This is a genomic window from Ruegeria sp. CDSA020 (assembly GCF_059612345.1).
In genome coordinates this window covers 370,552-383,356 of record NZ_JBXWQK010000006.1, presented here as the reverse complement: position 1 = coordinate 383,356, position 12,805 = coordinate 370,552, and the positions used below count along the sequence as shown (strand labels likewise).

General features: G+C 58.3%; 15 protein-coding genes. 9 read left to right on the top strand and 6 right to left on the bottom strand.

Features of this window, described 5'->3' with window-relative positions; all coding sequences use genetic code 11:
* Window positions 1-23: 23 nt before the first annotated feature.
* Window positions 24-791, bottom strand: a complete 768-nt coding sequence (gene gloB / locus AC2FJW_RS13485; protein WP_496750305.1) for a hydroxyacylglutathione hydrolase — start codon at window positions 789-791, stop codon at window positions 24-26.
* Window positions 792-852: 61 nt separating this feature from the next.
* Between gloB and AC2FJW_RS13480 the strand changes: the two genes are divergently transcribed.
* From AC2FJW_RS13480 to AC2FJW_RS13450, 7 genes are all read left to right on the top strand, one after another.
* Window positions 853-1,587, top strand: a complete 735-nt coding sequence (locus AC2FJW_RS13480) for a class I SAM-dependent methyltransferase (protein WP_142636487.1) — start codon at window positions 853-855, stop codon at window positions 1,585-1,587.
* A 310-nt stretch (window positions 1,588-1,897) separates the two neighbouring features.
* Complete coding sequence (locus AC2FJW_RS13475) at window positions 1,898-2,458, top strand: F0F1 ATP synthase subunit delta (protein WP_142636489.1); 561 nt, start codon at window positions 1,898-1,900, stop codon at window positions 2,456-2,458.
* Entirely contained in the window at window positions 2,459-3,997 is a 1,539-nt protein-coding gene (gene atpA, locus AC2FJW_RS13470; protein ID WP_142636491.1) for a F0F1 ATP synthase subunit alpha, read from the top strand.
* A 15-nt stretch (window positions 3,998-4,012) separates the two neighbouring features.
* Window positions 4,013-4,888: a F0F1 ATP synthase subunit gamma gene (locus tag AC2FJW_RS13465; protein ID WP_496691024.1), complete on the top strand. Its 876-nt coding sequence runs from the start codon at window positions 4,013-4,015 to the stop codon at window positions 4,886-4,888.
* Window positions 4,889-4,908: 20 nt separating this feature from the next.
* Window positions 4,909-6,333 (top strand): F0F1 ATP synthase subunit beta, encoded by a 1,425-nt coding sequence (gene atpD / locus AC2FJW_RS13460; protein ID WP_282021532.1) that lies wholly within the window; start codon window positions 4,909-4,911, stop codon window positions 6,331-6,333.
* Window positions 6,334-6,345: 12 nt separating this feature from the next.
* Window positions 6,346-6,756: a F0F1 ATP synthase subunit epsilon gene (locus AC2FJW_RS13455; RefSeq protein ID WP_142636498.1), complete on the top strand. Its 411-nt coding sequence runs from the start codon at window positions 6,346-6,348 to the stop codon at window positions 6,754-6,756.
* A 114-nt stretch (window positions 6,757-6,870) separates the two neighbouring features.
* On the top strand, window positions 6,871-7,221 hold the full coding sequence (locus AC2FJW_RS13450; RefSeq protein ID WP_142636499.1) for an H-type lectin domain-containing protein: 351 nt from the start codon (window positions 6,871-6,873) through the stop codon (window positions 7,219-7,221).
* A 14-nt stretch (window positions 7,222-7,235) separates the two neighbouring features.
* On the opposite strand, the gene rpiB is transcribed toward AC2FJW_RS13450, so the two are convergent.
* Both rpiB and AC2FJW_RS13440 read right to left on the bottom strand, forming a co-directional pair.
* Window positions 7,236-7,688 (bottom strand): ribose 5-phosphate isomerase B, encoded by a 453-nt coding sequence (gene rpiB, locus AC2FJW_RS13445; RefSeq protein WP_281972651.1) that lies wholly within the window; start codon window positions 7,686-7,688, stop codon window positions 7,236-7,238.
* Window positions 7,689-7,748: 60 nt separating this feature from the next.
* Complete coding sequence (locus AC2FJW_RS13440; protein ID WP_142636504.1) at window positions 7,749-8,768, bottom strand: ribose-phosphate pyrophosphokinase; 1,020 nt, start codon at window positions 8,766-8,768, stop codon at window positions 7,749-7,751.
* 108 nt (window positions 8,769-8,876) lie between these two features.
* On the opposite strand from AC2FJW_RS13440, the gene AC2FJW_RS13435 reads away from it, so the two are divergent.
* The gene (locus AC2FJW_RS13435) at window positions 8,877-9,479 is read left to right on the top strand and encodes a 2-hydroxychromene-2-carboxylate isomerase (RefSeq protein WP_496750304.1); all 603 of its coding nucleotides are present in this window, start codon (window positions 8,877-8,879) and stop codon (window positions 9,477-9,479) included.
* 9 nt (window positions 9,480-9,488) lie between these two features.
* A complete protein-coding gene (locus AC2FJW_RS13430; protein WP_496750303.1) occupies window positions 9,489-10,301 on the top strand; it encodes an alpha/beta fold hydrolase in 813 nt (270 codons plus the stop codon).
* Window positions 10,302-10,317: 16 nt separating this feature from the next.
* Here AC2FJW_RS13430 and AC2FJW_RS13425 read toward each other — a convergent pair whose 3' ends face one another.
* Genes AC2FJW_RS13425 through AC2FJW_RS13415 form a run of 3 tightly spaced genes read right to left on the bottom strand, consistent with a single transcriptional unit; the run spans window position 10,318 to window position 12,754 of the window.
* Complete coding sequence (locus AC2FJW_RS13425; RefSeq protein WP_496750302.1) at window positions 10,318-11,352, bottom strand: threonine aldolase family protein; 1,035 nt, start codon at window positions 11,350-11,352, stop codon at window positions 10,318-10,320.
* Window positions 11,352-11,825: a YcgN family cysteine cluster protein gene (locus AC2FJW_RS13420; protein ID WP_142636512.1), complete on the bottom strand. Its 474-nt coding sequence runs from the start codon at window positions 11,823-11,825 to the stop codon at window positions 11,352-11,354. The genes AC2FJW_RS13425 and AC2FJW_RS13420 overlap by 1 nt, the downstream gene beginning before the upstream one ends.
* Window positions 11,822-12,754 carry a bifunctional riboflavin kinase/FAD synthetase gene (locus AC2FJW_RS13415; RefSeq protein WP_496750301.1) on the bottom strand — a complete coding sequence of 311 codons (933 nt, stop codon included), beginning with the start codon at window positions 12,752-12,754 and terminating at the stop codon, window positions 11,822-11,824. The genes AC2FJW_RS13420 and AC2FJW_RS13415 overlap by 4 nt, the downstream gene beginning before the upstream one ends.
* Window positions 12,755-12,805 lie beyond the last annotated feature (51 nt).

Below are 12,805 nucleotides of genomic sequence, written 5' to 3'. Positions count from 1 at the left end.
CTGTGAAGTAGGTGAAATAGGTATCAAAACCGATCTTTTCTAGCCCTGATTTCAGCAAAAATTTTGGCTGGTTCGGCGCCTGCCATACCCAGATGCGCCTGAATCGCCGGGTCAGCGGCGCGCAGGAAGGGGTTAGTGGCCTTTTCCAGCGCCAGAGTGGAGGGAACTGTAGGCTGTTTGGCGGCTCGGGTGCTGTCAATTTCTGCGACGCGTTTCTGCAGCGCAGAATTTCCTGGATCGACGGTGAGAGCGAATTTGGCGTTGGACTGCGTGTATTCGTGCCCTGAACAAACCAGCGTGTCATCCGGCAAGGCGCTCAGTTTACACAGCGATTCCCACATCTGCGGTGCGGTGCCTTCAAACAGGCGTCCACAACCCATTGCCATCAGGCTGTCGGCGGTAAAGACCACCGCGCTTTGCGGCATGTGAAAGGCGATATGACCAAGAGTATGCCCCGAAACGTCCAGAACAAGGACGGGTTCCCCGCCGATTTCAAAACTGTCGCCGTCATTGACCTGTTGATCCAAGGGTGGCAGGCGATGTGCGTCGGCTGCCGCGCCGATCACCGTCGCCGGGTGCTGTTCCAAAATGGCCGGCAACCCGTCTATGTGGTCGAAATGGTGATGCGTGAGCAACACATGAGACAAGCCCCAGCCACGTCGTTCCAGTTCTGACAGAATCGGATCGCTTTCGGGCGCGTCGATTAATGCGGTGTTGCCGCTAACCGCGTCATGCGCCAGAAATGCGTAGTTATCGCTGAGACATGGGATGGTGACGATCTCAAGAGGCATGGCCTTTTGCCCTTTCGTTGCTAGACTGCGCTCAGCTAATCCGATTGGCCAGGTGTCCGCAATGCATCTTGATGTGCAGGATCTGAGGAATTTCTACTACCGCAGCACTCTTGGTCGTGCAGCGCAGGCGGCCATTCGTGGGCGAATGATTGATCTGTGGCCCGAGGCCAAAGGTCAAACCGTCGTAGGGTTTGGCTTTGCTGTGCCGTTGTTGCGGCCCTACCTGAAAGATGCGCGCCGCGTCATCGGGCTGATGCCCGGGCCGCAGGGGGTGATGCCCTGGCCTGCGGGAATGCCCAACGTATCTGTTTTGACGGAAGAGACCTTGTGGCCGATTGAAACGGGCCATGTGGACAAGCTGGTGGTGATGCATGGACTTGAAACGTCACAACGTCCCGCCGAATTGCTGGCGGAATGCTGGCGTGTGCTTGGTCCCGGTGGACGGGCGCTTTTTATCGTACCGAACCGTGCGGGGCTGTGGTCACGGACCGATCGAACGCCATTTGGATTCGGGCGCCCTTATTCTGCCTCGCAGTTGGAAAGCCAGCTAAGGGCGCATCACTTTATGACGGATAACTATTGTTCCGCCTTGTATTTGCCTCCGTCCTTCCGTCGGTTCTGGTTGAAATCCGGCAGCCTGATAGAGAAAACTGGCCAGCGATTGCCGACGATCATGGCAGGCGGCGTTCTGATGGTTGAGGCGACAAAGCAAATCAGACCGCCCAGCGGAACCGTCACCAAAGCGACAGGGCGCCGTCAGATCAAGGCGCTGGATGGCCTGCTCAAGCCAGCCTAGCGCAACGCCGGTACTAGCTTCCATCATAAGGCCGAAACACGCGAAAATGGCTGCAGGAATCGCAAAACCTTGCGGTTTGGTAACATTTTTCACCCTCATCAGCCGTATAAAAGGGTCGCACCCAAGCTAAGTATCTGAAATAGAACGCTTTGTGGATAAGGTGCCCATGGTGATAATATGTTGCTAGCTGGGTTTACCTCTGCTACATCCCCGTTGATTTTGATCCCCGGCCTTATGGACGGGGTTTCTTCACGCCCCCGGGTAGCTGCCGCAACGCGAATTCGGGGCCCAAAATATCGGAAGGGTGGACGTGTCCGAACCAGCTTCGATTTCCACAGGCATCGCCGAGCGCTATGCCACAGCGATTTTTGAGATCGCTAAAGAGAATAAAGACCTCGCAGGTCTGGAAACCGGAATCAACGATCTGGCAGCAGCATTGGGCGACAGTGCCGATCTGCGCGACCTGATCGCCTCGCCTCTGGTTTCGCGCGCTGAACAAGAAGGCGCGATTACAGCGATTGCCGACAAGATGGGTCTGAACGCCATCCTGCGCAACACGCTGGGTCTGATGGCGCAGAAACGCCGTCTGTTCGTTGTGCCGCAACTGGTGCAGGTTCTGCGCGACATGCTGGCCGAAGAGCGTGGCGAAGTGACCGCCGATGTCGCCTCGGCCAAGGCGCTGACTAAGACACAGATGGATAAACTGTCCAAAACGCTGTCCGAGCGTGTGGGCAAGACCGTGACAATAAATGCGACCGTTGATGAAAGCCTCATCGGCGGTCTTGTCGTTAAAGTGGGCTCGAAGATGATCGACAGCTCGATCCGCTCCAAGCTCAACTCCCTACAGAATGCAATGAAAGAGGTCGGATAAATGGGAATCCAAGCTGCAGAGATTTCTGCAATCCTGAAGGACCAGATCAAGAATTTTGGTCAGGAAGCCGAAGTGGCCGAAATCGGTCGCGTGCTAAGCGTCGGTGACGGGATTGCCCGTGTATACGGCCTGGACAATGTGCAAGCCGGTGAGATGGTCGAATTCCCCGGTGGCATCATGGGCATGGCGCTGAACTTGGAAAGCGACAACGTCGGTGTTGTTATCTTTGGTTCTGACCGTGACATCAAAGAAGGTGACACTGTTAAGCGCACCAACTCGATCGTGGACGTGCCGATCGGCAACGGTCTTCTGGGTCGTGTTGTTGACGGCCTGGGCAACCCGCTGGACGGCAAGGGTCCGATCGAATCCACCGAGCGCGGCGTTGCAGACGTCAAAGCGCCGGGCATCATCCCGCGTAAATCGGTTCACGAGCCGATGGCAACCGGCCTGAAATCGGTCGACGCGATGATCCCGATTGGTCGTGGCCAGCGAGAGCTGATCATTGGTGATCGTCAGACCGGTAAAACTGCCGTTGCTCTGGACGCGATCCTGAACCAGAAAGTGTACAACGAAGCAGCAGGCGACGACGAGTCCAAGAAGCTGTACTGCGTTTATGTGGCCATCGGCCAAAAGCGTTCGACCGTTGCTCAGCTGGTGAAGAAACTGGAAGAATCCGGTGCGATTGAATATTCGATCGTTGTGGCCGCAACCGCGTCCGATCCGGCGCCGATGCAGTTCCTGGCACCTTATGCCGCGACCGCGATGGCTGAGTTCTTCCGTGACAATGGCCGCCACGCGCTGATCATCTATGATGACCTGTCGAAACAGGCCGTGTCTTATCGTCAGATGTCGCTGCTGCTGCGCCGTCCGCCCGGACGTGAAGCCTATCCTGGCGACGTTTTCTATCTCCACTCCCGCCTGCTGGAGCGTTCGGCGAAGTTGAACGAAGATTTTGGCGCGGGCTCGCTGACGGCTCTGCCGGTTATCGAAACCCAGGGTGGCGACGTTTCGGCGTTTATTCCGACCAACGTGATCTCGATTACCGACGGCCAGATCTTCCTTGAAACCGAGCTGTTCTATCAGGGTATCCGTCCTGCTGTGAACACCGGTCTGTCGGTTTCGCGTGTGGGCTCCTCGGCTCAAACCAACTCGATGAAGTCGGTTGCCGGCCCGGTTAAGCTGGAACTGGCTCAGTACCGTGAAATGGCTGCCTTTGCGCAGTTCGGTTCCGACCTTGACGCCGCAACCCAGCAGCTGCTGAACCGTGGTGCGCGTCTGACCGAGCTGATGAAACAGCCGCAGTACTCACCGCTGACCAACGCTGAAATCGTATGCGTCATCTTCGCCGGCACCAACGGTTACCTCGACAAGATCGACGTCACCGATGTTGGCCGCTATGAAGCTGGCCTGCTGGCGCATCTGCGTGGCAAGCACGCGGATCTGCTTCAGTGGATCACGGACGAGGACCCCAAGATCAAGGGCGACGCTTCCGACAAGATCAAGGCTGCGCTGGACGAATACGCCGCAACCTTCGCTTAAGGGAGAGGCGGGCACATGCCAAATCTTAAGGATCTAAAAAACAGGATCGAGTCGGTCAAATCGACCCGCAAGATCACCAAGGCCATGCAGATGGTCGCGGCCGCAAAACTGCGCCGCGCCCAGGAATCTGCCGAAGCCTCGCGCCCCTATGCCGCACGGTTCAATGCCGTGATGGCGGGGCTGGCGGCATCGGTCGGGGGCAGCGACAGCGCCCCCAAGCTGCTCCGGGGTACGGGCAGTGATGATGTCCATCTGCTGGTTGTCATGACAGCTGAACGCGGCCTGTGTGGCGGCTTCAATTCGAACATCGCCAAGCTGGCCCGCGCCAAAGCATATGAGCTGAAGGCCAAGGGCAAAACGGTTAAGATTCTGACCGTTGGCAAAAAAGGTCGTGACGCAATCAAGCGCGACTTTGGCGATCTGTTCGTGGGCCATGTCGATCTGAGCGAAGTTAAACGTCTGGGGTATACCAACGCGCAGGACATCGCCAAAGACGTCCTGTCCCGTTTCGACGCGGGTGAGTTCGACGTTGCCACGATCTTCTACTCGAAGTTCGTCAACGTCGTAAGCCAGACCCCGACGGCACAGCAGATCATCCCTGCCTCTTTCGAGGATGTCGAAGGGGACGACAGCGGCGCGGTCTTTGATTATGAGCCCAGCGAAGAGGCCATCCTGGCCGATCTGCTGCCCAAGGCGGTTGCGACTGCGATCTTCTCGGGACTGCTCGAAAACGGGGCCTCGGAACAGGGTGCACGGATGTCCGCGATGGACAACGCGACACGCAACGCGGGTGAGATGATCGACAAGCTGACGATCCAGTTCAACCGTTCGCGTCAAGCCGTGATCACCAACGAGCTGATTGAAATTATTTCCGGCGCCGAAGCGCTGTAGAGACAAACCGGAGACGAAACATGGCGAATGCAAAAGGCAAAGTCACACAGATCATCGGGGCCGTTGTTGACGTGCACTTCGAAGATGAACTGCCTGAAATTTTGAACGCGCTGGACACCACCAACAACGGCAAGAAGCTGGTTTTGGAAGTGGCTCAGCACCTGGGCGAAAACACTGTCCGCACCATTGCGATGGACGCGACAGAAGGTCTTGTACGTGGTGCCGAAGTCACGGACACCGGCGCACCGATTGCGGTTCCAGTCGGCAACGCGACCCTGGGCCGTATCCTGAACGTTGTGGGCGAGCCCATCGACGAAAAAGGCCCCGTGGAAACCACCGAAACGCGCTCCATCCACCAGGACGCGCCGGATTTCGCGGATCAGGCCACTGAATCCGAAGTTCTGGTGACCGGCATCAAGGTTGTTGACCTGCTGGCCCCTTACGCCAAAGGCGGTAAGATCGGCCTGTTCGGCGGCGCCGGTGTTGGCAAAACCGTTCTGATCATGGAATTGATCAACAACATCGCCAAAGTGCACTCGGGCGTGTCCGTGTTTGCGGGCGTTGGTGAGCGGACCCGTGAAGGCAACGACCTGTATCACGAGATGATTGAATCCGGCGTTATCGTTCCCGACAAGTTGGAAGACTCGAAAATCGCGCTGGTTTACGGCCAGATGAACGAGCCTCCGGGAGCCCGTATGCGGATCGCTCTGTCGGGTCTGACCCTGGCGGAACAGTTCCGTGATGCAACCGGTGCCGACGTTCTGTTCTTTGTCGACAACATCTTCCGCTTTACGCAGGCGGGTTCCGAGGTTTCGGCTCTGCTGGGTCGTATTCCTTCGGCGGTGGGCTATCAGCCGACACTGGCGACCGACATGGGCGCGATGCAGGAACGCATCACCTCGACCAAGTCCGGCTCGATCACGTCGGTTCAGGCCGTCTATGTTCCTGCGGATGACTTGACCGACCCTGCGCCGGCCACCTCGTTCGCACACTTGGATGCGACCACCGTTCTGAACCGTGCGATCTCGGAAAAGGGTATCTACCCTGCCGTTGACCCGCTCGACTCGACCTCGCGTCTGCTCGACCCGGCCATCGTCGGTGAAGAGCATTATACCGTTGCGACTGACGTTCAGCAGATCCTCCAGCGCTATAAGTCGCTGCAGGACATCATCGCGATCCTCGGCATGGACGAACTGTCGGAAGAAGACAAACTGACCGTGGCCCGTGCCCGTAAGATTGAACGCTTCCTGTCGCAGCCGTTTGACGTGGCCGAAGTCTTCACTGGCTCGCCTGGTGTTCAGGTTCCTCTGGATGTCACCATCGCGTCGTTCAAGGCCGTTGTGGCCGGCGAATACGATCACCTGCCCGAGGCAGCCTTCCTGATGGTTGGCGGCATCGATGAAGTGATCGCCAAAGCGGAAAAGATGGCCGCAGAAGCCGCCTAAGGAGCACACCTGATGGCAAACACGATGCACTTTGACCTCGTCAGCCCCGAGCGGAGCCTTGCTTCACTCGCGGTGACTGCGGTCCAGCTTCCCGGCGCGGACGGGGACATGACGGCGATGCCCGATCATGCCCCCACCATCACCACGTTGCGCCCCGGTCTGCTAAAGGTCGAGGCACCCGAAGGGTCCAGCGAATACCTGGTCACCGGCGGGTTTGCCCAGATCAATGGCGACAGCATGTCGGTTCTGGCCGAGAAGGCCATTCCGGTCTCTGAAGTGACCCGCGCGCATCTGGACGATCTGATCGCCGAGGCACGTGCGTCGCATGACGCGGCCAAAGGCGGCGACGATCAATCAGTCGTCGACGATGCGGCCAAGCTGCTGGCCGATATGGAAGCTCTTGGGACACATATGAGCCTGTAAGTTTCAGGACATGTAGATTTAGAAACGGCCCTGCCTGTGCGGGGCCGTTTTTTTGTGGTGATTTTGGATGAAGGGCGGTCTAAGGTTCCGTAATTCTTTATAAAAGACGACAAAATGCAGACTTTTAGTACCCATCCGATTGGTATCGACCAAGGCGAAGTTGTGCTGTTCTCCGACTTCGCAGATGGCGGTGACATGTGGACAGGCGAGGGGCCGCGCGAACGACGGTCGGACATAGAATTCAGCCAGCCATTCCGTTCCGCGCCTGTTGTACAGATCAGCGTGTCACTGTGGGATGTTGATACATCTTCGGCATTGCGCGCCGAGGTCAAGGCCGAGGACATCACGCCCGAGGGATTTGCTGCGGTGTTCCGTACCTGGTCGGATACCCGCATCGCGCGCATCCGAATATCTTGGACAGCGTTCGGCGAGGTGCCGCATGAGGATGACTGGGATATTCTGTGAAGCCAGCCTTGGGTTTAGGACTCGTCCAATGCCTCTATCATGGCGACCCGGTGTGCATGCCGTCCGCCTTCGAATTCGGCTGACAGGAACGCATCCACTATATCCAGCGCCTGACCCTCACCCACGACCCGGGCGCCGACAGACAGCATGTTGGCGTCGTTATGCTGGCGGATCATGCGTGCGGAAAAGGCATCCGAGCAGACACCGCAGCGAATGCCGGGGACCTTGTTGGCCGCCATCATGATACCTTGACCCGTTCCACACAGAACGATGCCAAGCTGACAATCCCCGGAGGCCACTGCTTGGGCGGCGGCCTTGCCATGAACAGGGTAATGGGTGCTCTCAGGTGTCTTGGGGCCGATATCGACGACGTCCCATCCCTGGGCCGCAATATGAGAGGCAACCGCCTGGCGTAATTCGATAGCTGCGTGGTCGCTGGATAGAACAATGCGTTTTGAGGCTGTCACGGTAAACTCCGACCTGAATTGCAGAAAGAAAAGAGGCGGCCCTTGGGCCGCCGCGTTCGATCAATCCCTATGATACATTGACTCGTAGATCGGCGTCAGCGTCTTATCCTCGAACAATGACGATACACTGGTGCCGTTCCAGATATTCAGGATCGCCTGCGTAAAGATCGGGGCCGTGGGCACGATGCGGATGTTCTTGGCCTTGGTTATTTCTTCTGTCGGCTGGATCGTGTCGGTCAGCACCAGAGATTTCATCACCGAATTGGTCACGCGTTCGACCGCAGGGCCGCTCATGACGCCGTGTGTGATGTAGGAATGAACTTCTTTCGCACCATTATCCAGCAGTACTTGCGCCGCTTTGCACAGGGTACCGGCCGTGTCGCACATGTCGTCCACGATCAAACAGATCTTGTCTCTGACATCGCCAATTACGGTCATCTCAGCGACTTCGCCGGCTTTTTCGCGGCGTTTGTCCACGATCGACAGCGGGGCGTTGATCCGCTTGGCCAACTCGCGCGCGCGGGCCACGCCGCCCACATCGGGCGAAACGACCATGATCTCGTCGAGGCTGTCCTTGAACTGATGTTTCACATCCAGCGCAAAGATCGGCGAGGCATAAAGGTTGTCGACAGGCATGTCGAAGAACCCCTGAATCTGCGCTGCGTGCAGATCCATGGTCAGGATGCGCTCGATCCCGGCGCCAGTCAGCATGTTGGCCACCAGCTTGGCGCTGATCGGTGTGCGGGCCTTGGTGCGGCGGTCCTGGCGGGCATAGCCGAAATAGGGGATCACGGCGGTAATCCGTTGGGCCGACGAACGGCGCAGCGCATCAGCAATGATGAGCAGCTCCATCAGATTGTCATTGGCCGGGTTCGAGGTGGGTTGGACGATGAACATATCTTCGCCGCGCACGTTCTCGAACACTTCGACAAAGATTTCACCGTCGTTAAACCGTTCGACCCGGGCATCGACCAGACCCTGATCGACGCCGCGATACAGGCTCATTCGGCGTGCAATGGATTCGGCAAGCGGAAGATTAGCGTTCCCAGCGATTAACTTGGGTTCGTGAAGTGTCGGCATCGGCTGAGGTCCCCGGGCAGCAATGGCAAATGTGACAGATTCGTGATGTTGACACCGCTTAGCATGGCCTTACCGTCCAGCAAAGATAACGCTGCGGAGAAAGTGAACATGGCCCAAATTGACTACTATTTTGCGACACTCTCGCCATACACCTACCTGGCGGGACTGCGCCTGGAGGAGATTGCGGCCAAACATGGTGCGACAATCAACTACAAGCCGCTTGATATCGTCGCCCTGTTCGGACGTACGGGAGGTGTTCCGCCCAAGGACCGCCATATCTCGCGCATCGAATACCGGACGCAAGAAATGCAGCGACAGTCAAAAAAGCTGGGTATGGCGTTCAACCTGCAACCGGCCCATTGGCCCACCAATGCGGCGCCGTCTTCCTATGCCATTATCGCGGCCATTCAGGACGGGTCGGGGAATGTGGGGCAGCTGGTGCATTCCTTTGTACGCGCCTGCTGGGCCGAGGAAAAGGACATCGCGCAGGACGACGTGATCCGCGCTTGCCTGGCTGACGCAGGGTTTTCCCCGGATCTGGCCGTTGGCGGCTTGCTGCTCGGGGCTGAGACCTATACCGCCAATCTGGAAGAAGCCGTGGAACGCGGAGTTTTTGGAGCTCCGTTCTATTTAACGGAAGACGATCAGCGGTTCTGGGGTCAGGACAGGTTGGACGACCTGGACAGGCATCTGGCCGATCTGAGGGGATAGGATTCTATAATGGCTGTTGCGCAGAACCTGCATGTCACGCGGCTGGGGCAGGGTGATCGCCCTGTGCTGGCCTTGCATTGTACCATTGCTCATTCCGGGGTCTGGGCAGGCCTAGCCGCGGCGATGAAAGGGCAGGCAAGTTTTATTGCACCGGATATGCTGTCCCATGGGCGCAGCCCGGACTGGGATCGCCAGGGGGATCTGTATGACCGGCTGACCGAAGCCACACTTGAACATCTGACCGAGCCGATGGACGTGGTCGGGCATTCTTTTGGCGCGGCGATAGCCTTGCGGCTGGCGGTCGAGCACCCAACATTGGTTCGCAGTGTCGTCCTGATAGAACCGGTGTATTTTGCCGTGGCACAGCAGGAGGCCCCGGACCTTGTGGCGGAATACGCGCATGTTGCCCAACCCTGTATGGACGCGCTTGCATCAGGCGACGAACCTCTGGCGGCAAGGCTGTTCAACCGGTTGTGGGCCGGAGATAGGGGACCGCGTTGGTCAGACATGCCCGAAACTGCACGGGCGGGGATGGTGCGTGGAATTCATCTGGTATCCGAGGTCGAAAACGAACTGATAATGGATTCCAAAGGTTTGCTACGGCCCGAGCGGATCGCACACGCCAATATGCCGGTATTGCTGCTGCATGGGGCGCTCACCCACCCAGTGATGGTCGCGATAAACTCTGGATTGAAATCCCGTCTTCCAATGGCCGAAAGCGCCGTGATCGAAGGGGCAGGGCATATGGCTCCGATCTCCCACCCGACAGAGACCGGCACTCTGATCGAGGCTTTTTGGAACAGACTGCCTGCCACTGCCTGAAGCTTCGGGTGCGTCGTTACAAGAGCGCGATGAACCGATCAATTTGCGCAGGCTCGATGGACCAGTCACAAACCAGCCGACAGGCTAGAATTTCGCTGTCATCTGCCCCGTCCAGTTCTGCCCCCCACAGGTGGTAAACAGCACCTGCGGCATGCAGTTGCTTGTGTTGGGCGCGTGAAAACTGGGCAAAAATCATATTCGCCTGCGGCGCGTGCAGGAAAGAGGCACCTTTGGACTGCAATCCCTCGGTCAGACGGGCGCAGTTGTTATTGGCCTGACGGGCCAGTGTCAGCCACAGATCATCCTGCAGATACGCCGCCATTTGGGCGGACAGATAGCGGTGCTTGGAGAACAGGTGCGCCCCGCGCTTGCGGCGCAATTCGAATTCCCAGGCTTTGCTTTCATCAAAGAAGACAACGGCTTCGACGCCCATCAGCCCGTTTTTGGTCCCGCCAAAACTGACCGCATCCACGCCTGCTTTCCACGTCATCTCGGCGGGTGAGCAGTTCAACGCAACAAGGGCGTTGGAAAAACGCGCACCGTCCAAATGGACTGGCAGCCCATACTCTTTGGCCACAGCGCAGAGCGCCTGCAATTCTGACAGGGTGTAAACAGACCCTCGTTCGGTCACCTGCGTAATGGATACAGGTCCGCGCTGCGGTCCATGCACGCCGCGTGTTTCTTCGGCCAGAATCGAGCCGCGCAGCGCGTCCGGCGCCATCTTGTCCGCGCCCGGAACCAGCGTCAGCTTGGCGCCGCTGTAAAACTCGGGCGCGTTGCACTCATCCTCGTGGATATGGGCCACAGGTGAGCAGAACACCGTCTCCCACGGCTGCGCCAGCGTCGCCAGCGCCAGCGAATTCGCGGCCGTCCCGGTGGCCACCAGATACACGGCGGCGCCAGGTGCCTCGAACACCCCGCGAATGCGATCCCGGACCTCATTCATCAGGGTGTCGGTTCCATAGGCCATCTGATAGCCCTGATTGGCAGCATTCAGCGCTTCCATGACCGCCGGGTGAACCGGCCCCGAATTGTCAGAGGCAAAGTACATTAGCTGGGCTCCTCGATGATATGATCTTCCCACTCCTCCAGCGGAGTTTCGAATTCCGATACCGTGCGCCCCTGAACCGAGACTCCGGCGGCATGAACGCTGTCCGGTGTGCCAGAAATCAAGGGGTGCCAGTCGTGTAGGGGTTTGCCCTCCCACAACAGGCGATAGGCACAGGTCTGTGGCAGCCAATAGGCGTGATCGTTGATGTTGCCCGGCGTCATCACGATACATTCCGGCACAAATTGGTGGCGGATATCGTATTGGGTGCAGCGGCAACTTTCGTCATCCAGCAGACGGCAGGCGACGCAGGTCAGGGCAACCTCGCCGGTGTCTTCATCTTCCAGTTTGTTCAGACAACATTTGCCGCAGCCATCGCACAAAGCTTCCCATTCGGCTTGGTTCATGCGGGTTAGCGGTTTTCGTTCCCAGAACCTGGGGGCCAGGCCGGTGCGGTCGATCGGATCCGTTGTCATCGGTCCGCCAGCAGGCCGCGGGCCTTGTCGCAATCGGCATCCATCTGCGCGATCAGGCCGTCCAGACCGTCAAAGGTCATCTCGGGGCGCAGGTATTCTACCAGACCCACCGACAGGGTCGCGCCATAAAGGTCACCCGAGAAGTCGAACAGGAAGGTTTCGATATTGGGGACTTCACCATTGAACATCGGTCGCGTCCCAACCGAGGCTGCGCCCTGATGGCTGCCCAGATGAGGTCCATCCAGAACATCGACCAGAACGGCATAGACGCCGAATCTTGGCGGATGCAGCCCCTCAATGGACATGTTTGCGGTGGGAAATCCCAGTTCACGGCCCCGTTGTTCGCCTCCGATCACCTCGCCTTCGATCCGGTGCCAGTGACCCAACATAGTAGCGGCATCCTGCGGGCGGCCCTCGGTTAGTGCAGTACGGATCGCAGTGGAAGAAACGACATTTTCGGACCGCTCCATCAACGGAGCGATGGTGACACCGAACCCCATCTCTTGCCCAAAGAGCACCAAGTCATCAGCGGTGCCGCTGCGGCCTTTGCCGAAACAGAAATCGGCACCTACGACGACATGCGACAGGCCGAGCCCGTCGCAGATTACGTTGCGGGCGAATTCCCTGGGCGTCAGGCCAGCCAATGCGGCGTTGAACGGCAGCTCATACAGCTTTTCGACCCCCAGTTTTGCTAACCGGTGCGCGCGGGCATTGCCGCGCATCAGGCGAAAGGGCGGGGTGTCCGGGGCGAAGTATTCTCTGGGATGCGGCTCGAATGTAAGTACGCCCAAAGGTGCACTCGGCGCGGCGCTGAGGGCCAGTTCAATCACAGATTGGTGGCCGATATGAACGCCGTCGAAATTCCCGATCGCCACGCTGGCGCCGCGATCTTGGGGTTCGATGAATTGGAGGTCACGAATGATGCGCATAGCGACTGCCTAGCGGGACAGGCGCGCTTGTTCAAGGGTCTGAGACCCCCG

Coding starts and splice junctions, on each gene's coding strand:
- gloB (WP_496750305.1), bottom strand. CDS start 791: ATGCCTCTTGAGATCGTCACCATCCCATGTCTCAGCGATAACTACGCA.
- AC2FJW_RS13480 (WP_142636487.1), top strand. CDS start 853: ATGCATCTTGATGTGCAGGATCTGAGGAATTTCTACTACCGCAGCACT.
- atpA (WP_142636491.1), top strand. CDS start 2,459: ATGGGAATCCAAGCTGCAGAGATTTCTGCAATCCTGAAGGACCAGATC.
- AC2FJW_RS13465 (WP_496691024.1), top strand. CDS start 4,013: ATGCCAAATCTTAAGGATCTAAAAAACAGGATCGAGTCGGTCAAATCG.
- atpD (WP_282021532.1), top strand. CDS start 4,909: ATGGCGAATGCAAAAGGCAAAGTCACACAGATCATCGGGGCCGTTGTT.
- AC2FJW_RS13455 (WP_142636498.1), top strand. CDS start 6,346: ATGGCAAACACGATGCACTTTGACCTCGTCAGCCCCGAGCGGAGCCTT.
- AC2FJW_RS13450 (WP_142636499.1), top strand. CDS start 6,871: ATGCAGACTTTTAGTACCCATCCGATTGGTATCGACCAAGGCGAAGTT.
- AC2FJW_RS13440 (WP_142636504.1), bottom strand. CDS start 8,768: ATGCCGACACTTCACGAACCCAAGTTAATCGCTGGGAACGCTAATCTT.
- AC2FJW_RS13435 (WP_496750304.1), top strand. CDS start 8,877: ATGGCCCAAATTGACTACTATTTTGCGACACTCTCGCCATACACCTAC.
- AC2FJW_RS13430 (WP_496750303.1), top strand. CDS start 9,489: ATGGCTGTTGCGCAGAACCTGCATGTCACGCGGCTGGGGCAGGGTGAT.
- AC2FJW_RS13425 (WP_496750302.1), bottom strand. CDS start 11,352: ATGTACTTTGCCTCTGACAATTCGGGGCCGGTTCACCCGGCGGTCATG.
- AC2FJW_RS13420 (WP_142636512.1), bottom strand. CDS start 11,825: ATGACAACGGATCCGATCGACCGCACCGGCCTGGCCCCCAGGTTCTGG.
- AC2FJW_RS13415 (WP_496750301.1), bottom strand. CDS start 12,754: ATGCGCATCATTCGTGACCTCCAATTCATCGAACCCCAAGATCGCGGC.